At 56.6% G+C, this 23,562-nt stretch carries 22 protein-coding genes; 9 read left to right on the top strand and 13 right to left on the bottom strand.

From position 1 onward, the window contains the following. Window positions 1-45: 45 nt before the first annotated feature. The 7 genes from tnpB to G8764_RS15055 form a co-directional block, all read right to left on the bottom strand. Window positions 46-306: an IS66 family insertion sequence element accessory protein TnpB gene (gene tnpB, locus G8764_RS23070; RefSeq protein ID WP_425049212.1), complete on the bottom strand. Its 261-nt coding sequence runs from the start codon at window positions 304-306 to the stop codon at window positions 46-48. A 14-nt stretch (window positions 307-320) separates the two neighbouring features. Continuing rightward, a complete protein-coding gene (gene tnpA, locus G8764_RS15085; RefSeq protein ID WP_166165490.1) occupies window positions 321-626 on the bottom strand; it encodes an IS66 family insertion sequence element accessory protein TnpA in 306 nt (101 codons plus the stop codon). Window positions 627-705: 79 nt separating this feature from the next. Continuing rightward, the gene (locus G8764_RS15080; RefSeq protein WP_166165489.1) at window positions 706-1,032 is read right to left on the bottom strand and encodes a terminase small subunit; all 327 of its coding nucleotides are present in this window, start codon (window positions 1,030-1,032) and stop codon (window positions 706-708) included. A gap of 256 nt (window positions 1,033-1,288) precedes the next feature. Further along, the gene (locus tag G8764_RS15075; RefSeq protein WP_166165488.1) at window positions 1,289-3,322 is read right to left on the bottom strand and encodes a hypothetical protein; all 2,034 of its coding nucleotides are present in this window, start codon (window positions 3,320-3,322) and stop codon (window positions 1,289-1,291) included. A gap of 300 nt (window positions 3,323-3,622) precedes the next feature. Next, window positions 3,623-4,000: a hypothetical protein gene (locus G8764_RS15065; RefSeq protein ID WP_166165486.1), complete on the bottom strand. Its 378-nt coding sequence runs from the start codon at window positions 3,998-4,000 to the stop codon at window positions 3,623-3,625. After that, window positions 3,993-5,207, bottom strand: coding sequence for a tyrosine-type recombinase/integrase (locus G8764_RS15060; RefSeq protein WP_166165485.1), 1,215 nt, complete (start codon window positions 5,205-5,207; stop codon window positions 3,993-3,995). Before G8764_RS15060 ends, G8764_RS15065 begins: the two co-directional genes overlap by 8 nt. Window positions 5,208-5,353: 146 nt before the next feature. Further along, complete coding sequence (locus G8764_RS15055) at window positions 5,354-6,223, bottom strand: YicC/YloC family endoribonuclease (RefSeq protein ID WP_166165484.1); 870 nt, start codon at window positions 6,221-6,223, stop codon at window positions 5,354-5,356. Window positions 6,224-6,340: 117 nt separating this feature from the next. Here G8764_RS15055 and rph point away from each other — a divergent pair, with 117 nt between their 5' ends. The 4 genes from rph to G8764_RS15035 all read left to right on the top strand — a co-directional run bounded on the left by rph (window position 6,341) and on the right by G8764_RS15035 (window position 12,703). Continuing rightward, window positions 6,341-7,060, top strand: a complete 720-nt coding sequence (rph, locus tag G8764_RS15050) for a ribonuclease PH (protein WP_166165483.1) — start codon at window positions 6,341-6,343, stop codon at window positions 7,058-7,060. 85 nt (window positions 7,061-7,145) lie between these two features. Further along, a complete protein-coding gene (locus tag G8764_RS15045; protein WP_166165482.1) occupies window positions 7,146-9,359 on the top strand; it encodes a TonB-dependent receptor plug domain-containing protein in 2,214 nt (737 codons plus the stop codon). Window positions 9,360-9,407: 48 nt separating this feature from the next. After that, on the top strand, window positions 9,408-10,406 hold the full coding sequence (locus G8764_RS15040) for an ABC transporter substrate-binding protein (protein ID WP_166165481.1): 999 nt from the start codon (window positions 9,408-9,410) through the stop codon (window positions 10,404-10,406). Continuing rightward, on the top strand, window positions 10,406-12,703 hold the full coding sequence (locus tag G8764_RS15035; protein WP_166165480.1) for a hybrid sensor histidine kinase/response regulator: 2,298 nt from the start codon (window positions 10,406-10,408) through the stop codon (window positions 12,701-12,703). Before G8764_RS15040 ends, G8764_RS15035 begins: the two co-directional genes overlap by 1 nt. 11 nt (window positions 12,704-12,714) lie before the next feature. On the opposite strand, the gene G8764_RS15030 is transcribed toward G8764_RS15035, so the two are convergent. The 4 genes from G8764_RS15030 to G8764_RS15015 all read right to left on the bottom strand — a co-directional run bounded on the left by G8764_RS15030 (window position 12,715) and on the right by G8764_RS15015 (window position 17,830). After that, window positions 12,715-13,413 carry a hypothetical protein gene (locus G8764_RS15030; protein WP_166165479.1) on the bottom strand — a complete coding sequence of 233 codons (699 nt, stop codon included), beginning with the start codon at window positions 13,411-13,413 and terminating at the stop codon, window positions 12,715-12,717. A gap of 61 nt (window positions 13,414-13,474) precedes the next feature. Further along, on the bottom strand, window positions 13,475-15,487 hold the full coding sequence (gene rep / locus G8764_RS15025) for a DNA helicase Rep (RefSeq protein ID WP_166165478.1): 2,013 nt from the start codon (window positions 15,485-15,487) through the stop codon (window positions 13,475-13,477). 363 nt (window positions 15,488-15,850) lie between these two features. Then, complete coding sequence (locus G8764_RS15020; protein WP_166165477.1) at window positions 15,851-17,389, bottom strand: YifB family Mg chelatase-like AAA ATPase; 1,539 nt, start codon at window positions 17,387-17,389, stop codon at window positions 15,851-15,853. 186 nt (window positions 17,390-17,575) lie between these two features. Next, on the bottom strand, window positions 17,576-17,830 hold the full coding sequence (locus G8764_RS15015; RefSeq protein ID WP_166165476.1) for an accessory factor UbiK family protein: 255 nt from the start codon (window positions 17,828-17,830) through the stop codon (window positions 17,576-17,578). A 330-nt stretch (window positions 17,831-18,160) separates the two neighbouring features. On the opposite strand from G8764_RS15015, the gene G8764_RS15010 reads away from it, so the two are divergent. From G8764_RS15010 to G8764_RS14995, 4 genes are all read left to right on the top strand, one after another. After that, on the top strand, window positions 18,161-18,844 hold the full coding sequence (locus G8764_RS15010; RefSeq protein ID WP_166165475.1) for a TorF family putative porin: 684 nt from the start codon (window positions 18,161-18,163) through the stop codon (window positions 18,842-18,844). An 84-nt stretch (window positions 18,845-18,928) separates the two neighbouring features. After that, window positions 18,929-19,267: a P-II family nitrogen regulator gene (gene glnK / locus G8764_RS15005; RefSeq protein ID WP_166165474.1), complete on the top strand. Its 339-nt coding sequence runs from the start codon at window positions 18,929-18,931 to the stop codon at window positions 19,265-19,267. A gap of 35 nt (window positions 19,268-19,302) precedes the next feature. Further along, the gene (locus G8764_RS15000) at window positions 19,303-20,544 is read left to right on the top strand and encodes an ammonium transporter (RefSeq protein WP_166165473.1); all 1,242 of its coding nucleotides are present in this window, start codon (window positions 19,303-19,305) and stop codon (window positions 20,542-20,544) included. 275 nt (window positions 20,545-20,819) lie between these two features. Beyond that, a complete protein-coding gene (locus tag G8764_RS14995) occupies window positions 20,820-21,158 on the top strand; it encodes a P-II family nitrogen regulator (RefSeq protein ID WP_166165472.1) in 339 nt (112 codons plus the stop codon). A 19-nt stretch (window positions 21,159-21,177) separates the two neighbouring features. Here G8764_RS14995 and G8764_RS14990 read toward each other — a convergent pair whose 3' ends face one another. Beyond that, window positions 21,178-22,023 carry a 2-thiouracil desulfurase family protein gene (locus G8764_RS14990; protein WP_166165471.1) on the bottom strand — a complete coding sequence of 282 codons (846 nt, stop codon included), beginning with the start codon at window positions 22,021-22,023 and terminating at the stop codon, window positions 21,178-21,180. Between the two features lie 350 nt (window positions 22,024-22,373). Here G8764_RS14990 and G8764_RS14985 point away from each other — a divergent pair, with 350 nt between their 5' ends. Further along, a complete protein-coding gene (locus tag G8764_RS14985) occupies window positions 22,374-22,586 on the top strand; it encodes a hypothetical protein (protein ID WP_166165470.1) in 213 nt (70 codons plus the stop codon). A gap of 44 nt (window positions 22,587-22,630) precedes the next feature. On the opposite strand, the gene xerC is transcribed toward G8764_RS14985, so the two are convergent. Continuing rightward, the gene (gene xerC / locus G8764_RS14980; RefSeq protein WP_166165469.1) at window positions 22,631-23,548 is read right to left on the bottom strand and encodes a tyrosine recombinase XerC; all 918 of its coding nucleotides are present in this window, start codon (window positions 23,546-23,548) and stop codon (window positions 22,631-22,633) included. Window positions 23,549-23,562: the final 14 nt, after the last annotated feature.

Raw genomic sequence — 23,562 nt, 5'->3', positions numbered from 1 at the left:
TCAGGGCAAATAGACAACCAGTAACCACATGAAAATAAAAGGGTTTTATTCGATCACTAAACTCACTGTTCGGAATTGCGTTTTGGAAGCCTGTATAATCCACTGTCGCGCATAATGGGAAGTATGAAAAGGTTTACATACTTCCCAGCACAATAATTTGATCTTGTCCCTGCCACGATTACAGAACACAAACAGTGCCTCCATGCAGGGCGCCAGCTTCATCTCGGTTTCAACAAGTACGGACAACCCATCGATGGATTTGCGCATGTCGACTGGCTCTGAATATAAATACACCTGGACATCCATGCCGGGGCGTAACATCAGACACTGTCCCTGACGGCACGATAGACAACTGGAAGCACATCGGCCAGCGATGATGCTGGAATTTCCATCCTGACACCTGCCGGCAAATAGAGCGTTGCGGTACCAGTCGGGGCAGAGCTGGCAACACGCACGGGCACCAATTTACCAGGGTTGGCTGAAGCCCGGTTCAGTCGAGTGCGCCAATAGGCAAACTGGGCAAAAGACAAGTCGCGCTCTTCGCAGTAAACTTTCTGAGTGACCTGGCTCTTGCGCCAGTCATTGATGTGGCCCTGCCAGAACCTTTGCTTTTCCTCTGTTGTCATACGGGGATGCTCCATTAATAAGTGAAGTCAAACCGTAACAGCAGCCAGGGTTGGGTTGAAGGTGGGGTTTGTTGATCGCTTACAGTGAGAGCGCCTGTAATGCTCCCCGGGAATCCCAGGATACTCCCCCGCCAGAGCCGCTATGTGGGTCATCACTATCCTGAAGTGACATGCAGCGGTGATACACACGCACCAGCTCATTCAGCACCCAGTCACTGCCGACAAGTAACCGCTCTGCGCGTCGCCTCACCAGGTCGTTAATGGCCTCTTTCACTGCGGGCTTGTTGAATACTGCCGCAGACAAAAAGCCAGCTTCTCGTGCGGCCTGGCTCTTATTCATAGATTTCATGTAATTCGCTACCGCCAGCTGCTCTTCAGGGTTGAGGTCGTACTTTTGCATTTCCATAGGTATTTTTCCTCTTGGTGTACCAAGGTGTTTACCTTTATCGATGTACCCCCCTCTGGCGAACGGCGATCTGGCGAACTGAAGAATCTAGAAAAATGGGAGCAAGCATTTGTAAGGCATAACATTGAAACATTCCGGTTTGGTGTAACTAATTGGGTAGTTCGCCAGTTTGCCAAGATCGCCAGTTTTCCTCTGTTTGCTAGATTTTTAGATCGCTGTTTGCCAGGGGTAGGGTTTCATCTTGTTTCCGGTAACATTAAACAAAGCTCATGATTTTTAGTTTCGGTGCAACAATCAACGAGTACAGATATTTGTTGTTGTTGCCTCTCGACAACTCCCAGAGCCTGCCGGTGTATCGATCGAGCACAGCTCGGACCTGCTTTCTGGGCAGACCAGCCATATCCATTGCGAATTTTTCGATTTCTCCCTTTGAATATTGGTTGTTTTCAATGGCGGTCCTGATCGCCTCAATCACCTCGAAATCATTCTCTTGCTGTTTGGCGCGGAGCTCGGCTTCCTTTGCGGACTTCGCCTCTTCGTCCCCTATCCTTCTGACCGAATCGATGAGGGCTTGATAGCCGGCCCCCTTCTTCTCGGTATATTGAAAGGCCACGGCATCCGCCACATCTCCTCGTGACTTGGATCGCTGAAATTCAACGGTGTGGGTCGTTTTCCCGTCGAACGACTGCTCCTTGCCCAGATGTTCTAGGACGAATGCACAGTCGGCATCGTCGCGAATATCAGCCGTGCCGGCGTATATGCTCTTGCCTTCTGCATCAAGGTGCTTATTGACATGCGCTAATGCGACGATTGATCCGCCCGAACTAACAAACTCGCGAGCGATCTTGCCAAATTCGGTACATGCTTTTTTATCCATTAGATCAGTAAATTTCTTCAAGGTGTCTAGCACGATCACCTTTCCAGTTGTTTCTCCCGACGTAACAGATGTTCGCATTAGAGCTATAAGATCATCGGATCGAAATCCATTTTCTGCGGGAAGCAGCATGTTGAACCCTACTCGCTCGGCTAGTTCGAGTTTTTCGACCCCACCCTTATAGTTGTCGTCGCAGTTAGCGAAGACGACATCATTGCCATTGATTTCCCCGGCGCTTATCGATTCGCTCAACAGCCACAAGGTCATGAGGGTTTTACCGGTATTAGGCCCCGCATAAAAAACCGTCCATTGCCCGAGTATTGCCAGATCTTTCAGAATATATTTGTCGTTTAGCATTTTGCACCTCATTTCTGCGCTTTTTCCGTTTGCGGCCATTCCCAATATCCGTCCCCAAGGGGATGGCGTGGCCGGCCCTTCAATGAAACTCATCTCCGGTGTGTCAGACTGCTGCGCCTTCAGCTCCCACATCTTCCACTTACCATACCGGTCCCTGAATCCCGGTTCCTGCTCATCCATCCACAACATCAGATCCTTACCGGTGCGCTTCTCACAGGCACCGTGATGGCACTTGAAGCCCATGGAGCCATCCTTGTTGGTGAAGATGGCGCTACCGTTATCGGCGGCATCGGTGTGCTCACCCACCCATGGGCAGGTGATGTCGAAGCGACCCTGCCCCAGTTGAGACTTGATGTGGATGTGCTCGGTGTGCAGCAACGGATGATCGGGTACGTCAGCGGCTGACTCGCCATCCCGGGCGCGGTGCCGCGGTGCGTCGAGATCAATGTGGAAGTGCTCAGCCAGCTGCTCCATGGTGACCGTGCGATCGGGTTCCCATTCCAGCATCCGGCACTTGAACGGCTGACCGTTGACCAGCTTGTTGGCCTTGGTGTTGACCCCTTCCGGCAGACGCACGTAGCGGGTGACCCCCTTCATCCCCGGATCCTTACCGGTGGGTGACAGGCCACTGTTGACCAGCCCATCCAGCAGGTTGTCCACCCGGCTCATCTCATGGCAGGGCTCTGTCAGGATGTAACCCCACTGCTCGGAATCCTTGGAGGTCTCCAGTATCCACGAGGGCTGTGGCAGCTTGCGTGCCTCATCGATGGACAGCTTCTCGCGCACGTCATCCAGCACGATGCAGCGAGTGCGCAGGAAGTTCTGTTTCTGGCGGCGGGCGGAGCCTGAACCATCGGGGTTGAAGGTGCTGATGGTGAAATACTGGTTGGTGTTGGGGGTGGGTGGCCGCTTGCTGAACCAGTTGCCCGCCCAGCACCGTGCGTGCTCACCGTTGGCGATGTTGCTGGGATCGTCTGGGAAGCTGGTTACATGGGCGAATGGGGCATCTTCTTTGAATACGGCTGTGATGAATTGGTCGTTGTTTAGTGGCACAGTCATTTCTGGCCACCCTGCTCTAGCAGATGGCAGAACCACAGGACACTGGATAAGCGCCAGGCGCATTTCCGGCCTAGTTTAGCTCTCGGTGGAAACTCGCCAGTTTGAGTCAAGCGCCAGAGCGTCGGATCGGATACTGGAAGTATCTTCCGAAGTTGCGGGCGATCAATGAGACCGTCAGTTGAGTTAGAAGCTTTGAGGACCTGAAGTCTTTGCTCGGGTGTGGGTTCTATGTATTTCACTGGATGCTCCTGAAGTTGATTTAGGAGGAGCGTAATCCGGTGTTTTAGGTTTGTGATTTATTTACACGAGTTTTGTTGCGAGGTTATCGAAGTCATTTATCAGCAGTTCGGCGGCATCTGCTCTCGAGGCATTCGGTGCTTTGCTGCGAACGACCAATAGTGCTCGGTTAGCGAGTTTCCTGGCTGAGGCTGACCGCTTGGCATTTTTGAGTTCATCCTCCAGAAATACTGCCAATGGGCGTTTGATGGATTTTCCTAAGGCATACCGCTCCCAGTGTTCATCTATCCCCCTAACGGCCATCTTTCGGCATGCGTGACTTGCTGATTTGACGTCCCCAGAATCCAGATAATAGGCCACATAGGTAAGCAAAATAGCTCTTCGATAATCGATTAGGGTGTATCCGGTCTTTCGGGGCCTGCCCCGTTTGCGCTTAGCCATGATTTGGCAACTCCACCACGTTTGACTCTCCATTCACCAGCGGCGCTACTCGTTCAGTCAGCTTGGCCAGAGCATCGCGGCGCTCTTTCAGAAAGTCGTGTTTGTCGTAGACGGCCATCACTCCTTTAAGCTTATGGTTTAAACATCGTTCAGCGATATGGGGGGCGACACCTAGTTCGGATAGCAACGTGCGGGTAGTCCGCCTGCAGTCGTGCGGGACGAAGGGCTTGAGATCTCCCATTACATTCTCTGGTTTGCGGTGGCTGGTGCCTTGGGCTTTTCCAAACATGGCAGCTAGCGCCCGATTGAGCGTATCGCCCCCCATATGGCGACGGCCAGACGAGCCGGCGCGACGATTAGGGAATACGTAATCCGAACCAAAGGCCCTGGTGTGAAGCTCCCTAAGCCAATCAACTACAGCTGGAGCCAGAGGGATCGTGATTGGTTCACCAGTTTTGGTCCGCTCTTTGGGGATACGCCATTCGCCAGAGGCAAGGTCAAATTCTGCCCATTGAGCCTGTGCAAGCTCGCTCTTGCGTACTCCGAGGCAGAATAGCAATGCTAGCATCAGGTAGTTATCCCGGGTAAATCGCTCAGGATGTCGCCGCAGTGAGTGCATAGCGTGCCCAATCTCAACCAGGCTGAGGCTCCTTTCACGAGCTTGTTCTTTGCCTCCTGCATCACTTGGGTTGAACTCCCTGAGAAAGTTGCTCCTGACAAGTCCGAGTTTCACTGCCGCGCTGAAGAGCTGCTTAAGGTCAATAAGCACTTTGTTAGCAGCAGAAGGAGTTGCTTCTAGCCGTACGAGTATGGCGACAACGTCTGCGCTAGTGATCTTGTCTATTGCTATCTGGCCAATAAAGGGGGCGATGTGATTGTCGTATCGGCGGTTTGGGACGTTTGGGTGCCTAAGGCGTTTCCCGTTTTGCGCCTTCCAGTACCCGGCAACGTCATCCATTGTTTTATAGCGAGAAACCCCTTGCCGGCGTTTTTCCGCGACAGGGTCGTGGTCTTCTTCTGCAATTCGAGTGACTAGTTTGGATGCCTCCACTCTGGCAATGGTTAGCTTAGTCGATTTGAGTGCAGTGAAGCGGCGTTTTCCATTGACCGTGTAGCGCAGCTCATAGAAGGTTTTTCCACTTCTGGTTCGTCGATAAAGGCCACCACCAAGCGACTCCCGGGTATCACGCCCTGTTTTGGTAACCATTTTTGCTCGATCCTCCTGTTGGAGTGGTTTTGGTAACCACACTGGTAACCACTATTATGGAATATCGGCAAATGTTAGGAAACCCCTGGAAATAAAAAAGCCCCGAATACCGGGGCTTTAGAGATACTTAGAAATATCCAGAGAGATCACTCTATGTTCTGGATCTGCTCGCGCATCTGCTCGATCAGCACTTTCAACTCGATGGCGGCCTGGGTGGTATCGGTGACGATGGACTTGGAGGAGAGGGTATTGGCCTCGCGGTTGAGTTCCTGCATCAGGAAATCGAGACGGCGACCGACGCTGCCCTTCTGCTCCAGGGTGCGGCGCACCTCGGCGACGTGGGTGCTGAGGCGGTCGAGCTCTTCATCGACATCGGTTTTCTGGGCCAGGTAGACCAGCTCCTGCTCCAGTCGGTCGGTATCCAGCTCTCCCTTGAGGGCGGCGAGCTTGTCCAGCAGCCTTTGGCGCTGTTGGCTGAGGATCTCCGGCAAGCGCTGGCGAACTTCTGCCACGTGGGTTTCGATAGCGACCAGGCGCTGTTCGATCAGGGTTTTCAGTTCCTCCCCCTCGCGCTGGCGGTGCTCCACCAGCGAGCGCAGTGCCCGCTGGAACAGGGCCTTGGCCTGGTTCAGCAGTTCGTCGCGATTGATTTCGGCGCTGCTCATGACCCCGGGCCACTGCAATAGCTCGAGGGGGTTCACTGCAGCCGGGTTGGTGAGCTTGGCCGCCACTGCATCCAGTAAGCTGGACAGCTGCTTGACCAGCGGCAAATTGATACCGAGCTCGGCACTGCTGTCGGCTGTGTTGAGCTGGAAATTAAGGCTGGCTTCGATCTTCCCCCGCGACAGGGTTTTGCGCAGGTCCTCGCGCAGAGGTGTCTCGATTTCCCGGGTAATCTCCGGCAGGCGAAAGTGCGTTTCCAGGTAGCGATGATTGACGCTGCGAATTTCCCAAGCCAGGGTCGCCCAGGGCAGAGTGATTTCCTGACGCGAAAATCCGGTCATGCTGCGCGGCATAGTATGTCCTTTTACTGAGGGGTATTTAGTTGCTGGATGTCCGCCGAAGCACTCACCGAGTGTGCGGCAGTTCAGGTATAATGGCAGCAATTTTGCCACCTGAACAAGGAAATTGATATGCCCCGTCCCAGCGCCCGCAGCGCCGATAGCCTGCGCGAGATTCGTATTACCCGCAATTACATCTGTCATGCGGAGGGCTCGGTGTTGGTGGAATTCGGCAATACCAAAGTGATTTGTACCGCCAGCGTCGAAGACGGGGTGCCGCGTTTCATGCGCGGTGAAGGACGCGGTTGGGTGACCGCGGAATATGGCATGCTGCCCCGATCCACCGGCAGTCGCATGGATCGGGAAGCCGCCAGGGGCAAGCAGGGCGGGCGCACCGTAGAAATCCAGCGCCTCATCGGTCGCTCGCTGCGGGCCGCGGTGAATATGGAAGCACTGGGCGAAAACACCATCAAGCTCGATTGCGACGTAATCCAGGCGGATGGCGGCACCCGCACCGCTGCCATTACCGGGGCCTGTGTGGCACTGGCGGATGCTATCGAGTATTTGCGCCGCCAGGACCGTATCAAGGGTGAACCGCTGCAGCGCATGATCGCCGCGGTATCGGTGGGGATTTGTGAGGGTGTGCCGGTGCTGGATCTGGACTATATTGAAGACTCCAGCGCTGAGACGGATATGAATATCGTTATGGCCGATGACGGCGGCATCATTGAAATTCAGGGCACCGCCGAGCGCGAGCCCTTCTCGGAGCAGGAATTTGCGGCCATGCTGGTGTTGGCCAAGCAGGGTATTGCCGAGCTGCACCAGATTCAGCGCGAGGTTTTGGCGCAATAAACGCCGTCTTGTGCCAGTAATCCAGTAATAGAGATTTGTGTCAAAATAAAAACTGCAGACGCAGGCCAGCAAGGAACCGCTTCGAATGATAATAGTCAAGACTCTCACTGGCACAGCGGCCGGCCAGTGCCACGGCTCGCACGCCCCCCCCGCCCCAGCTGTCCGCCAGCGGTTTAGCGCAGCACTGTTGTTGGCTGCCAGCGCGTCTGCCGGCGCCTACCATACCGATCATCAGGGGCTGTCGGAAGCCGCCTGGACTGCCGATATTCCCAAGGTGGTTTTTGCCACCCGCCAGGAGCAGAGCGTCACCAATGCGCCCTCCTCGGTAACCGTTATCAACCGGGAGATGATTGCCGCCCAGGGGGCCCTGAACGTCGCTGAAGTCCTGCGCCTGGTGCCGGGCTTTCAGGTATTTGCCTCCAACGGCTCCACCTTTGGAGTGACGCCGCACGGGTTTAGCGACCGCGACCCGAAGCGCATGGAGGTGCGCGTCAATGGCCGTTCCGTCTACTTGCCCCAGCTGTCCTCCGTCGCCTGGGAATCGCTGGGCATAGTGCCCGACGATATCGACCATATCGAGGTGGTACGCGGCTCCAACGTACCCGCCTATGGTTCCAATGCCATTCTCGGGGCCATCAATATTGTCACCCGCAACCCGGTGCAGGAAGGCGGTGGCAGCGTCAAGTTGGGCGCGGGCAGTGCCGGCACCAAAGTTAACAGTGCCCGGCAGAACTTCAGTACCGATACCATGGCCATGCAGGTGCGCGCCGCCTACAAGGAGAGCGATGGCTTTGGCGGGGTCGATGATGAGGCCCATGTCAGCCACCTGGTTTTCAACAACGTCTACACCCCCGACCTGTCCACCTCCATAGAGACCGAGTTCGGCTACAGCAAGGGCACGTTTGGGGTCGGTGACGGCGATCACCTGGATGAGTTTTCCGATGAGCAGCGCCGTGCGGCCTGGTTCAATGCCAATTGGCAATACAGCCTGCACCGGCAGCGTTTTAACCTGCGGGTTTCCTACTCCGACTACGATTTTCAGCGCTCGCGCAAACAGCTGCTGTCCGGGTTGTTGTCGGACGCATTGGGGGCACCGGTGCCGCCGGAGTTGATACCGCAGTTAGGCATGCAGCCGGGATTCGAGGTGTTGCAAGGCCACGTCGATGAAGCGCTGGAGCTGGAAGCCGGCGAACGCGATTTCTCGGTGTTCAGCCTGGAGCTGGAGCATCACCTGGATCTCAGTTACGGCAGTCACGTGGTCTGGGGCTTGGGTACCCGCATGGACAGGATCCACGACGGTACTTTCGTCGAGGGCGGTGTCGACACGGCGGTAAACTATCTATTCGCCAACCTGGAGTGGGAGTTGATCCCGCCACTGGTGCTGAATGCCGGATTTATGCTGGAGGACAATAACGGTTTCGACCCTGAGCTGTCGCCGCGGCTGGCCCTGAATTACCATATCAACCCCAATCACCACCTGCGTGCCAGTGTCACCCGCGCCTACCGACAGCCGGCGCTGCTGGAGTCAGATCGCCTCTGGACCCTGCGCTTTGCCGATGGTGATCTGATCGACCTGGTACAAATTTCCGATCCGGACATTCGCTCGGAGCGAGTCGACACCTTTGAGGTTGGCTACTATTACTTCGCGTTCGAGGGTCGCCTGGGGTTGGATATTAAATTGCTGCGCGAGCAGATGCGCTACGGTATCGACCGGGTTGACGCCTACGCTGATGTCTGTGCTGACCCCAACCCCGATCCGCGGGTGGCACCACTGGTTGAAGCCTATTGCCCGGATTTTTTTGTCAACGGTGAAGACGGTGCACCGCTGGACCCAAAAGTAGGGGTGTTCTCTAATACCGCCCGCTGGGACCTGGAGGGCATGGAAGCGCAGTTGACCTGGAAAATCGACGCCCGCAGTTGGCTGCGGTTGGACTATGCCTATTTTGAAATGGATAGCGAACGGGCCTGGCGGATGAACAAACCCGACTATGTCAGCCTGGATCCGAAGAGTGTGCCGCGCAAGTCGGGCGGGCTGTTGTACAGCATCAAATTGCCACAAAACTGGCGCTTTGGCAGTTATCTGCGCTATGAAGATGAGGTCAAATGGCGCAGTGGTACGGACGTGGACAGCCATACCAGGCTGGATATGACGGTGGCAAAAACCTGGCGCTGGGGGGCTAGCGAGGCGGAGTTGAACCTGACGGTGCAAAATGCGGCAAAGGACACATATCTCGAATTTCAAAACAATAACGAGTTTGGCCGCCGGGCATTTGTCTCCTTGACGGTGCAGTGGCCCTGAATGGGTGTAAGCGAATCGAAAACAGCAGGAAGCTGAGAGATCACGATATTGAAAACCATCAATGGATTGAAAGTTTTTTTACCGTTACTGCTAGCCCTCTGGGTATTGGCAGCGACAACACAGGCAAACGCGGGGCGGGCGCAAACTGCTGCAACAGGCCCAGCGACAAGCCCAAAAATCGCCCTTATCCTCAGCGGCGAAGAGCCGCTCTATCGGTCGGCGCTGCAGGCGTTATCGAACAGTCTGTCGCCATCCACCCAGATTACCAGTTACAGCGTCAACAGCTGGCAACGGTTATCTGCCGATCAAGCCGTCGCCGATCATGATTTCGCAATCGCCGTCGGCGCTCTTGCTACAGAGACCTTGCTACAAACGCCGGTGCATTTGCCACTGCTGAGTCTACTGGTGCCGTCGTCCAGTTTTAAAGATCTTGTGCAGCGCTATCCCCAGGCCCGGGCTCGAATTGCCGCTGGCCAGTTTACCGCTATTTATATGGATCAACCGGCACTGCGCCAGTTGAACCTGGCCCGCTTGATTGCACCGCAACTCGACAGCGTCGGCACAATGTACGACAGCGCCTCGACCCCGCTGGTGGAAAGTATGCACGCTGCCGCCGCGCAGATGCAGCTAAAATTCCAATCGCACCTGCTGCAAAAAGACGACAATCCCCTCGCCGCCTTGCGCCAACTGTATCGTGACATCGATGTATTTATCGCGGTGCCGGGCAAGTACATCTTTAATCGCCCCATTGCCAAGTGGATGCTCTACCTGAGTTTTCGCAAGAAAAAGCCGCTGCTGGGCTTTTCCGCAGATTATGTTCGAGCCGGAGCGCTGGCGGCGGTTTTTTCCAGCCCGGAAGACGTTGCCGAACAGGCCAGTGAGTGGCTGCAATCCTACACCCGGCAACAGCGTTTTACCTCCACTCCGGACCACCCGGCTTACTTCTCCGTGCTGGTTAACAGGGAGGTGGCGGAGCTGCTCAACCTTGAGTTGCCCACAGAAGCGCTGCTGGAGATGGAGCTGGGCCAACGGGAGCGGGAATTTTGATGCAGGGTATTCGCTTTAGAATCCTGTTTTCGGTATTGATACCGCTGATTTTATTGGCTCTGCTACTGGGGGTGTTCTTTGTGGCGGCCCGGGTCGACGATGCCCGGTTGGACCTGGAAGTGCAGGGGCAGCGTTTTGCCCAGTACCTGGCGGCGGCCAGTGAGTTCAATTTACTGGCCGGGGACCGGGGCGAGCTACAGGCGTTCGCCGCAACCCAGCGCCGGGTGTCGGGTGTGTTAAAGGCACTGGCTTTTATTGACGCCCAGGGAGAGATTCTGGCCAGCTCTGGCGACGTCGTCGAAGTGGAGAATTTGCTCGATTGCTATTACAACCCCGGTACCTGCAATCGCTTCGAGGAGCGCCTGTTTTTCAACCTGCCCATGTTTACCAGCGGTGTGCTGGTAAGCGAAAACCCGGAGTTGAATCCAGCCGGAAGCGGCGCGCTGCTGGAGCGGGAATTTCTCGGTAGAATTGTGTTTTTTTACGACACCAATCCACTGGCGAAATTGCAGCAGCAATTGATGGTCAATGGCTTGTTTATCACCCTGGCTGCGGCGCTGCTTGTGAGCGTCGTATCGCTACTATTGGCCAGTGCCTTGACCCGCCCCATCGTCAATTTGTCGCGGGTGGTGAATGACATCCAGCAGGGGGATCTATCCGCGCGGGTGAAACCGTCCGGTAGCGGCGAGTTACTGGAGTTGGAAAATGGCGTCAATGCCATGGCCGCAAAGGTAGAAGCCGCAAATGAAAACTTGCAGCTGAAGGTGCAGCACGCCACCCGGCAATTGCTCGATACCCTGGGCCAATTGAAAATCAAGAATCGCGACCTGGAGGAGGCGAGCAAGAGGGTCGAAGAGGCCGGTCGGGTGAAAGCATTATTCCTGGCGAAAATGAGTCACGAACTGCGCACTCCGCTGTCATCAATCATCGGCTACCTGAAGTTGCTGGAAGATTCGGACGATAGCGAGAAGCGCAAAGCTTACGGCAAAATTGTCGACCAGGCCTCGGCCATACTGCTGGCTACGATCGATGACATTCTCGATTTTATTCGCCTCGAAGATGGCCAGGTACAGTTGGAAAGTATTGAATTCAACCTGCGCGAATGCTTGCAAAATGCAGTGGCCTTGCAGGCCCCGGCGGCGGAGAAAAAACAGCTGCCGCTAGAATGCCTGATCGACCCCGGCGTACCTCTAATGGTGTACGGTGACCCCACCAAGCTGGCACAGATAGTGACCAACCTGTTGAACAATGCCATTAAATTTACCAGTGAGGGTTACGTCAGGTTGGAGGCCAAAGCCTGGCTCGACAGTGATGCTAAAACGCGGTTGGTGATCACGGTAAAAGATACTGGCATCGGCATCGCACAAGACAAATTACCACTGTTGTTCCAGCCCTTTGTGCAGGCCGAAGACAGTATTTCCCGCCAGTTCGGCGGCAGTGGCCTGGGCTTGTCGATTGCCCAGCGACTGGCCCAGGCCATGCAAGGTAATATTACCCTCGAGAGTGAAGCGGGCATGGGCGCGGAAGCCACGGTCACGCTGCAACTGGAGAGCGCTGCTGCAACAGTGCAAGTTGACCGCCCCGCAGCGAGACCGGTTACCGATGCCGCGATTCTGGTAGTGGAAGACAATGAGCTGAGCCGGGAGCTGATTCGTATCCAGCTGGAGAGTGAGGGTGCGGGGGTGGTGACCGCGGAAGATGGTATGACCGCACTGGCACTGGCTGAGCAACACCGTTTCGACCTGATTTTACTGGACGTGCATATGCCCGGCATGGATGGTATTTCCCTGACGGCGGCATTGCGCAAGCGCTTGCCTGCGGTTCCCATTGTTGCCCTGACGGCCAATATTACCGGCAGTGAAGAAGATAAGCTGTACGCTGCGGGTATCGATAAAATTCTCTATAAACCGCTTAACCCCAAGGTGATACACAGCTTGTTGTACTACGGTGTCAGCCGTCACGTTGATGTTTATGAGGGCCCGGCGGCGGACGCGGAGATTGAGACGCAATCTACCCTCGAGGTACCTGTGGGTATCAGGGCGGAAGATGTCACTAATGAATTTAGCCGGCTCTGTCGCTCGATTGCAGAGGCGGAAGAGGATCAGGATTGGGATGTGGTGTTCGACTGCGCCCACAAATTACTGGGCTCTGCGCGGCTGTTTACGCGCGGCCCATTTGCCGATCTGGTCTACGAGTTGGAGAACCGTGCACGGCAGCGGGATGCCGACCAAATACGACAAATGCTGTCCCGCTTGCGCACAGAAATAGACGCCATGGCGCAGGTGTCAGGGCAGTAGTGCAGTGCCCTTTAATCGAACGGTGTGTCGCGCTTTACTTCGATTATGTCCTCGACCCGCTTGCTGAACTTAAGCTCTGTTTCGGTGCCGAAAACGGCCTTGTCGATATGCAGGGTCATATACCGGGTGCCCACCGCCAGCAGCCCGGACGGCGCGCCATCCACGCGCACCTCCAGTTGCAACTTATCACCGGGCTGGAGCAGCTTTTTCTGTGGCGCAATGCCCAGCACCGGGTATTGTTTGCCGCGACTGTCGCTCACTTTAAACAGGTTAAAGTGTGACAATTGCGCCGCCACCGGCTCGCTGTAGCTGGATACTTCGATGTCGAGGTAAAAAACCGTGCGCGAATCGTAACGGGTACTTTTAATCAGTTTTTCCCGAAAAATCTCCATCACCACCTTGTCCAGCTTGGCGTCCAGGCGACTGGTGGTTACCTGCTCCTCCCGGGTTACCGGGGCATTGCCGATAACTTCCCAGCCGCCGTTGTCTTTCAGTCGCACCCGGGTGCCATCGGCGCCAGTGGCGAAACGGTCGGTGGACTTGTACTCCCAGGTACCGTTGTCGTGCAGCAGAACTTCGCGCCCATCGTCGCCCACCGCAGTGCGCTGGGCCAGCGCGACAGCGCTGCTGAGCGCCAGCCCAAGGGTGAGGGGTAGACACAATAGGTGGCGGGCGCGGCGCCGGCCGCGAGTCAATTTCTGTAACGTCATATTCTTTAACTAACCTCGGTTGCCAATGTGTACAGGTGCAAGCGGCGCGGTTGCAGCGGGCTTATAAACTGCTGAGCAAGCTGTCCAGTGTCTCCCGGCCACGGGACTGGTTTTTTTCCGGGCAGTGTTCGCCGAAGCCGCTTTTCTCGATATCTTCTTCCGGCAACTCATCCAGGAAGCGACTGGGAGTGGTTTCCCAGACCTCGCCAAACTGCTTGCGCTTGCCCGCCAGGGTCATGTGCAAGACTCGCTGTGCACGAGTGATACCGACGTAAGTCAGGCGCCGCTCTTCTTCAATATTGTTTTCCTCGATGCTGGTGCGGTGCGGCAGTAAATCCTCTTCCATACCGACCATAAAGACGTAGGGAAACTCGAGGCCTTTGGAGGCGTGCAGGGTCATCAGTTGCACCTGGTCGAGCTCGTCTTCCTGTTCCGACTGCCGCTCCAGCAAATCGCGCAATACCAGCTTGCGGATCGCGCCTTCCAGGTTGCCGTCGCCACTTTCTTCGTCGTCGCGGGCAATAATGGTGCGAATGCTCTCCACCAGGTAATTGATATTCTCGAAGCGCTTCTCCGCCACTTTGGGGCTGGAGGCGTTCTGGTGCAGCCAGGACTCGTAATCGATGTCCTCAATCATTTGCCGCACCGTCGCCACCGGGTCGCCCTCCCGGGAGCTGGCTTCAATCTGTTCCAGCCAGCGGCAGAAGCGCTGAATGCGCTCCAGGTTTTTCTGCGGAATACGGCCCTGGATACCCATCTCGCCGCAGGCTGCCAGCAGGCTGATCTGGCGTTCACTGGCGTAGCTGCCGAGGGCCTCCAGGGTGGAGGTGCCGATCTGGCGCCGCGGGGTGTTAATAACGCGCAAAAAGGCGTTGTCATCGGCCGGGTTCACGATCAGCCGCAGGTAGGCCATGATGTCCTTGATTTCGGTCTTGGCGAAAAACGAGGTGCCGCCGTTGATGCTGTAGGGAATCTGGTGTTGCTGCAATTTGATTTCCAGCAGGCGCGCCTGGTGATTGCCGCGGTAGAGAATGGCAAAGTCACTGTAGCGAGCACTGCGCACCTGGCGCTGCATAAAGATCTCGGTGGCCACCCGCTCGGCTTCGGCGTCTTCGTTGGCACAGCGGATCAGTTTTAGCGGCTCGCCGATACCCTTGTCACTCCACAGCGCTTTTTCGAACACGTGGGGGTTGTTGGCAATCAGGTGGTTGGCGCACTTGAGGATGCGGCTGGTGGAGCGGTAATTCTGCTCCAGCTTGATCACCTTCAGGTTGGGAAAGTCCTGTTGCAGCAAAAACAGGTTCTCCGGATTGGCACCGCGCCAGGCGTAGATTGACTGGTCGTCGTCCCCCACCACGGTGAGGCTGCCGCGATCCCCCACCAGCAGCTTGACCAACAGGTACTGGCTGCCGTTGGTGTCCTGGTATTCGTCCACCAGCAAATAGCGAATCTTGCGGCGCCAGCGCTCCAGTGCCTCGGGATGGTTGAGGAACAATTGCACCGGCACCAGGATCAGGTCGTCGAAGTCCACCGCGTTGTAGGCCAACAGGGCGGAGTTGTAGCGTTTGTAGATGTGGGCGATGCACTCCTCACCCTTGCTGCTGGCTTTGCTCAGCGCCTGGTCGGGGCCGTAGAGGTTATTTTTCCAATCGGAGATCTGGTGCTGGACCCGATCCAGGTGATCGGTATCCAGGTCGCCCTCCCTGAGCATCAGCTCCTTCAACAGCGAGCGGGCATCCTCGGCGTCAAAAATGGAGAAGCCGGGCTTGAAGCCCAGCAGTTTGTACTCCCGCCGAATGATGTTGAGGCCCAGGTTATGGAAAGTAGACACCGTCAGGCCGCGGCTGGCGGAACCCTTCACCAGGTTGCCCACCCGCTCTTTCATTTCCCGGGCGGCCTTGTTGGTAAAGGTCAGCGAGGCGATATTGCGGGCGGATATGCCGCAGTGCTCGATCAGGTAGGCGATCTTGCGGGTAATCACACTGGTTTTACCGCTGCCCGCGCCCGCCAGCACCAGGCTTGGGCCGTCTATATAGTGCACGGCTTCGTTTTGACGAGGGTTGAGCTTGGCCATAGGAGTGTCTGGAAGTTCGAATACGAGACAAGTGCGCTGTCGCGCCGGGTCGCGAGGAAGGGGGGATTGTAGCAAATCGAGACCACGGCCATAAGCCCGGCGCTGGATAATCGTGCGCTCGTCAGCAGAAGCCGCTTCTATATATCTGCTTCGGCAACGGGTATCGGCCCTGGCACCGGGATTAGCATAAGCACAGGCGGGCGAGTTTATTATCGGGCGGGGCCCCGGCAAATGCCCATCCACTAGCGCCGCTTATTGTCATTCTTGCGCAGGTGGAATTACAGCCCTTGCTTGAGCTTGATGGCACCCGGGACGCCGGACCGCTTTGGCCAGGCCACCAATTGCGCCGGTCCAGCCTGTCTGTCACAGCGCCGGGTCAGTTTGATCGCGGTCGAAGTTGCGGTAGCTGAAGGCTTCCAGCAGGTGCTGGTCGCCAATTTCACTGGCGCCCGCCAGGTCGGCAATGGTGCGGGCGACCTTATGGGTGCGGTGCAGGGCGCGGGCGGAAAACCCCAGGTTCAACATGGCGTGTTCCATCAGCTGCTGCTGGCTCTTGCTGAGCGGGTGGCACTGGGCCAACTGCCGGTTGTCGAGTTGGCCGTTGTTGCACTGCTGCCGCTGCTGCTGCAGCTCGCGTGCAAGCGCGACCCGCTCGCGCACCGCTGCCGAACCCTCTGCGCTGCTGGCATTAAACAGCTCGCCCTGCTTGAGGGCCAGCACCGGTACTTGCAGGTCGATGCGATCCAGCAGCGGCCCGGAAATTTTATTGCGATAGCGCCGCACCTGGTCGGGGCTGCAACTGCAGCACTTGCCGCTGCGCGACTGCGGCTGGCCCAGGTAACCGCAGGGGCAGGGGTTCATGGCCGCCACCAATAAAAATCGGGCCGGGTATTCGACCTGGGCGGCGGCCCGGCTGATGCGAATAAAGCCAGATTCCAGCGGCTCGCGCAGGACCTCCAGCACCGAGCGCTGGAATTCCGGCAACTCGTCGAGAAATAAAACGCCGTTGTGGGCCAGGGAAATTTCCCCGGGTTGGGGGTTGGAGCCACCGCCGACCAGGGCCACCGCCGAGGCGGTGTGGTGGGGGTTGGCGTAGGGGCGCTGCGGGTAGCGGTTCAGCGGTTGGCGCCGGGTTAGTGAGTGCATACAAGCCACTTCCACCGCCGCAGCCTTCGACAGCGCCGGCAAGAGCCCGGGCAAGCGCGCGGCGAGCATGGATTTACCGGTGCCGGGAGGGCCGTAGAGCAATATATGATGATTGCCGGCGGCGGCGATTTCCAGGGCCCGTTTGGCCTGGGCCTGGCCCTTGATCTCACTCAAGTCTGGCTGGCCTGCAAGTGACGCTGCCGCTGGCTGCGCATACACCTCACCTGTGTGCGGTTGCAGCGCTTGCGCACCAATAAGGTGCGCCGTCACCGCCAACAGGGAGTCGGCGGCAAAGATTTCTGTCTCGCCGCTCAGGGCTGCTTCGGTGGCATTGTCGGCTGGGCAACAGAGGCCATGGCCAACACGGCCACAGGCGATGGCTGCTGGCAGGCAACCGGGCACGGCGCGCAAGTTGCCGTTGAGTGCCAGCTCACCCATAAATTCCAGTTGCTCGAAGCGGGCATCGGGCAACTGGCCGGAGGCGGCGAGAATGCCGAGAGCGATGGGCAGGTCAAACTGGCCGCCGGCCTTGGGCAGGTCGGCGGGCGCCAGGTTGACCGTAATGCGGCGGGCAGGAAATTCAAAGTGGCTGTTGAGAATGGCACTGCGCACCCGGTCCTTGCTTTCCTTAACTGCGGTCTCGGCCATGCCGACAATGGAGAGCGAGGGCAAGCCGTTGGACAAATGCACCTCGACCGTCACCGGCGGCGCCTCCAGGCCCAGCCGGGCGCGGGTATTGATAATGGCCAGTGTCATAGCGGTCCCTGCTGGTGTTTCTTAACTGGTGCTTATTCGTTGGTGGTTCTTTAAGGGCGATTGCTGGCAGCAATTATGCCGCACAGGCACCAGTGTAGTTTTTGCCGGTAAGGGATAACAGGGGCCCGACGCCGGGCGGGGGCGAATCAGTGGGATTTACGGTCAGCTTTCACACTAAAGTGGCAATTACTGCTCGGGCTTGAGCCGCTCATCAAGTTGTTGTTCCAGTTCGGCAAGTTGTGCCTGTATCTGTTCCAGCTTGGTCCTGGTCCGTAGCAGTACTGCTTGCTGGGCGTCGAATTCCTGGCGGGAGACCAGGTTCATTTTTTTTAGCGCACCCTCCAGCAGGCTGCGAATTTCTTTTTCGGGTAAATCCTCAGTGCCTTTGGGCAGCACGGTCTTCAGGTCGGTGAGAAAGCGGCGGGCAAGCTGTTCAAGCATGGGTAAAGACTCATCAATAGCAGGTTTTGATCGGTTGACGAAGTGTACCTTAAATCGATTGCAGAAAGCGTCTCCTCCAAATGTATTATTTTGGTGCATAAACTGCGGCTGCCGCGGAAATGACGCACCAATTTGGTGTGTTGGCACCTATTATACCCTTTCGAGTTGCCTTGTTTTTGTGCGAAATAATCTTAAACCATTGATATATATGGAAATTTTAAAAGTTGGCAAGCAATGTGCTATGACAGGGCAAGTCGATGAAAAGCAGCGCGAACAACAAGCGTACGGCTTAGCGTTTTGAACAAACTGAACTAACCGAGAGGAAATACCATGAACAAAGTAACTCAATTAGCAGCAGCCGTTGCCCTGACCGCCGGCGCCATCAGCGCCGCACCTGTGGCCATGGCGGCCGAAACTTCCGCTTCTGTTGCCGTTGCCAGCTCCTACCTGTGGCGTGGTTTCGATCTGGGCAGCGGCACTCCCGCCGTATCCGGTGACATCACTGTCAGCGAAGGCGGTTTCTACGCCGGCGTCTGGGGCAGTTCTGGTGACGACCTTAACGGAACCGAGTATGACCTGTACGCTGGCTGGGGCGGCGAGTTTAGCGGCCTGAGCGTTGACCTGAGCGTCTGGAACTACATCTACCCTACAGGCCCTAATGCTAGCCAGGAGCGTGGTCCAACTCCCGGCTTTGCCGACCTGTCCGAAGTGATTTTGACCCTGGGTTTTGGCCCGGTCAGCTTCTCCTACTATGACAATATCGCCGGTGGTAGCGGTTATGAGTATTACACCCTGAGCGGATCCTACGGCAAGTTTTCAGCAACTTTGGGATTCCATGATGCTGAGGTGGGTGCGTTCGTAGATGATGTGGAGCTGGACCCAGTGCATTTAGATGTTAGTTATTCTTATAACGATAACTTGAGCTTTACGCTGAGCCAGGTCATTGAGGACGACGAAGTGCCGGGCGATGAGCTGAAGTTCGTTGTTGGCTACAGCCTGCCGCTGGATATGTAAGTCATTCCCTGTTCGTAAGCAGCGTGGGCCCACCTGATGGGCCCCGTTGTTGCGGGCACTTTTTTACGTCGAAGGAGTAAACCAATGAAACTCGTAACGGCAATTATCAAGCCTTTTATGCTCGATGCAGTTCGTGAAAGTCTCTCTGAAATCGGTGTGCAAGGCATCACCGTTACTGAGGTTAAAGGCTTTGGTCGCCAGAAAGGTCACACCGAACTCTACCGTGGAGCGGAGTACGTTGTGGACTTTTTGCCAAAAACCAAGCTGGAAGTTGCAGTCAGTGATGACCAGGTTGACGCGGTTGTTGAATCGATCAGCAAAGCGGCACACAGCGGTAAAATCGGTGACGGCAAAATCTTTGTCTCCGCGCTGGAGCAGGTAGTCCGTATTCGCACCGGTGAAACCGGCGAAGACGCCCTGTAATAAAACTCTTTCTATAAATCCTCCTGGAGTAAGCAATGGAAAATTCTATTTTCGAATTGCAGTACGCTTTGGACACCTTTTATTTTTTGGTGTGCGGCGCACTGGTTATGTGGATGGCGGCTGGTTTTGCCATGCTCGAAGCGGGGCTTGTCCGCGCTAAAAATACTACCGAGATTCTGCTCAAAAACGTCTCACTCTACGCCGTGGCCTGTACCATGTACATGGTTTGTGGTTACTACATCATGTACGACGGCGGGGTATTCCTCTCCGGCATTATGGGTGACGGTGTTGCCGGCGCTGAAGAAGCGGCGACCTACGCTCCCTCCGCGGACTTCTACTTCCAGGTGGTGTTCGTAGCGACCGCTATGTCTATCGTCTCCGGTGCGGTGGCGGAACGGATGAAGTTGTGGGCATTCCTGGCTTTCGCCGTGGTTATGACCGGCTTCATCTACCCGATGGAAGGTTCCTGGACCTGGGGCGGCAATGCTGTATTTGGCATGTATACCCTCGGCGACCTCGGCTTCTCTGACTTTGCCGGCTCCGGTATCGTCCATATGGCTGGTGCGGCTGCGGCTTTGGCCGGTGTGCTGATGCTGGGTGCTCGTAAGGGCAAGTATGGCAAGAACGGCGAAGTTAACGCCATTCCCGGCTGTAACCTGCCGCTGGCAACCCTGGGTACGTTCATCCTGTGGTTGGGCTGGTTTGGTTTCAACGGTGGTTCAGTGTTGGCAACCGCGTCAGTTGAGAGCGCCAACGCCGTTGCCATCGTGTTTACCAACACCAATGCGGCCGCTGCCGGTGGCTTGATTGCGGCCATGCTGGTTGCTCGCATCCTGTTTGGCAAGGCCGACCTCACCATGGCACTGAACGGTGCACTGGCTGGTCTGGTGGCGATTACCGCTGAGCCTTCAACCCCGACTCCGCTGCAGGCTACCCTGTTCGGTGCCCTGGGTGGCGTGCTGGTGGTGTTCTCTATCCTGACTCTCGACAAGCTCAAGATTGATGATCCCGTCGGTGCCATCTCGGTGCACGGTGTAGTTGGTCTGCTGGGCCTGTTGCTGGTGCCCTTCACCAATGACGGCTCATCAATCACTGGCCAGTTGATTGGTGCACTGACCATCTTTGTCTGGGTCTTTGTCGCCAGTATGATTGTCTGGGCAATTCTCAAGGCTGTAATTGGCATCCGCGTCTCTGAGGAAGAAGAGTTCGAGGGTGTGGATCTGTCCGAATGCGGTATGGAAGCCTATCCGGAATTTACCGCCAGCGGTAACAAGTAACACCAGGAATCGGGTTCTAAAACCTGGTGGTGTAACAGAAAAAGCCCGGCGCTCTATACGCCGGGTTTTTTTATGCCCGTCGTCTCACCGGCCAGAGGCTCTGGTTGACCAGGGCCTCTGGCAAAGGCGCGGCGTCGGGTTAATTTCAAACCCGGGGCCTCTTATGGGGAGTGATTTTTCCCTGCTATCGGTGTAAGGTAGCGGCCACAGAACAACATATTGAAAAGGCAAAAAACTGCCCGTCAATACAATAAGTACATGACAAGGAAACCAACATGAAATTGATTACCGCTATCATCAAGCCCTTTAAACTCGACGATGTGCGCACCGCGCTCTCGGAAGTGGGTGTGCAGGGCATGACGGTAACTGAAGTGAAAGGCTTCGGCCGCCAAAAGGGACATACCGAGCTCTATCGTGGTGCAGAATACGTGGTTGATTTTCTGCCCAAGGTTAAGCTGGAGCTGGTTGTCAACAGCGAGAGCATCGAGCAGTGCGTCGAAGCGATTACCCGGGCTGCACAGACTGGCAAAATCGGCGACGGCAAGATTTTTATCACCGGCATCGATGAAATTATCCGCATTCGCACCGGTGAAAAAGGCGCCGATGCCATTTAATAATGGTGTCGATGGTTGTCTAGCTGTGGCGCAGCTGTTCGCCCAGCGCCGTCAGGTAGTAGACCCTTCGGGTTGAGTCAACGGACAGGAATTCTTGCAGGCAGCCCCGCCACGGCAGGGCTGCCGCGCCCCCAGCGGCTGACCCGGAACCGCACTTCGAGGCCATGCGCCCGCTCCTCTCCCTTTGCCGCACTTGCTGTACCCGCGCCCGCCGCCGTAGTTCTGGTTGTAGCTCTGACTGTAGTTCTGGCCATTGTTCTGGCGCTTGCCCTGTCCCCTGCCGTAATTTTTGCTGCCGCAGTTTATGTTGCTGCTGATTCTGCTGTTGCTGTAAATAGCAGCCCAAAATAAACCACTCATCGGCGTGCGGGCTGGTAAAGTAAAGCTCATCCACGATGGCAATGCCCCGCTGCCGCAAGATCGAGGTAAAAACCCCGTCACCCAGCGCCAGTAGCTTACCCGCCGGCGAGTGAATGGGGGTTGTGCCGGTGCCGCAGCTGGGTGATTTGGCCTTCAGGATGGCAGCCTCTATGGGGTGCAGTTGGCACCACTGCTGGCTGGCAGCGGAGATCTCTGCCTCGACCGATGTGCCAGGAGGGTGTACCAGTTGCACGGTGCGGCTGCCGCAGTCATCCTCTACCCAGTGCACTGGCGGCCGCGGTACGCCGAATCCGGCACCGACCTCGGGGCAGAAAGGCAACAGTGCCAGGTGCTGCCCCAGCGTCGGCAGTGCTGGCCCCAGGTATTTGTCACTGCCGTCATAGCGCACCGGTGCCCCGTGCAAACAGGCGCTGATGGCCACAGAGGGCGGTGTCTGCGCGCTGCCGAAGCAGTACTGAACAATATCGTGCAGGTTGTTGGTCATGGCGGTGCGGCTGGCCTGACAATTCAATAATTTTCTATCTCGCCGCCGCAGCCGGGTCTGTCACCGGTTTGCAAGTGGTTACTAGCGCATTTGCTCACAGCCGGTAAGCGCTTTTAGCTTGTGGCGCGGGTACCCTGTAGGGCTGGCTTGGCGGGGGTCAGATCGATAATAACTATTTCATCATAGGTTGCCAAAACACTAGAGCAAAAAAAACTAAAAAGTCAGTAATTCACACTGGAAAACCGCGCGCCAGTTGCACTATAAATAAGGCGTTTGTTGCGGCCGGGCTTTTAATATTTACCCTTGGTTAAGAGCCCATTTACAGTGTTGAAATACAAGCAGGTTTTGTCATGAGTGACGATATTGAGGACGATGTTGTTGAATACCGGAGCTACAGCGTTGAGGACCACACCGTGGCCTCGCGCCAGCGCATTCGCAATCAGTTGAACGCTGAAATTGCTGAATTTCTGGCCCGCGGCGGTAAGATCCAGGTGCTCGACCCGAATGTGGTGGCTGAACCGCCTCAGGTGCCGGCCAACGACTATAATCGGCTGCCGCTGTAATCGACTACCTGTTGAAGGCGCGGCGCCGGCAACCTGCCGTCGCGCTAGTCGTCGTCGGTTTGGCGTTTGGCCCGTGGATGGGCCGCGTCGTAGACCTTGGCCAGGTGTTGAAAATCCAGGTGAGTGTAGACCTGGGTAGTGGCCAGGTTGGCGTGGCCCAGCATCTCCTGCACCCCGCGCAGGTCGCCGCTGGATTCCAGCAAATGACTGGCAAAAGAGTGGCGTAACATGTGTGGATGTACCGGTTGCGTCAATCCCTGGCTTAAGCCCAGTTTCTGAAAGCGTGCCTGGATACTGCGCGGGTGCAGGCGTCCACCCTTGTTGTTGGTAAAGATCGGTTCTATCCCCTCAGCGCAGGTCTGCGCTTGCAGTTCGCGCCAGCGCCGCAGCGCCTGCAAGGCCTGCCGGCCAATGGGCAAGTCCCTGGTTTTATTGCCTTTGCCGGTGACCCGCAGCTGACCCTGCTCCAGGTCGACCGCCTGCCAGTCCAGCGATATCAACTCTCCCAGACGCAGCCCGGAGGAATAAAACAGCTCCAGGCAGGCGCGATCCCGAGTGGCCAGAAAGCCGTCGCCGTTGACGGCGACAAACTGGGCCGCCTGGTCAGCGTCCAGCACTTTCGGCAGCGGTTTACTGGCTTTGGGGGCGCGAATGCCGCTGCAGGGGTTGGCCGGCAGCCAGCTCTTGGTGAGGCAATAATTGAAGAAGGTACGCAGTGCCGACAGCCAGCGCTGCAGGCTGCGCGGCTTCAGGCCGCTGCGGTGCAACTGCCCCAGGCACTGGCGGATATGACTTTGATGCAGCTGCTCGAAAGTAATCTCCTGCTGCTGGCTAAACTGCTGCAAGTGTTTGAGGTCGCGCTGGTAACTGCTGACGGTGTTTGCCGCCAGTTGTTTTTCCACCCGCAAGTAATTGTTGAAATGCTCTATAGCCAGGGCCAGGGTCGGGGGTTCGCAGCTCATCGACCGGCGCCCCT

Origin of the sequence: Pseudomaricurvus alcaniphilus, from assembly GCF_011440395.1 — a bacterium.
Classification (GTDB): Bacteria; Pseudomonadota; Gammaproteobacteria; order Pseudomonadales; family Cellvibrionaceae; genus Pseudomaricurvus; species Pseudomaricurvus alcaniphilus.
This window is presented reverse-complemented; position numbering and strand designations above follow the sequence as displayed.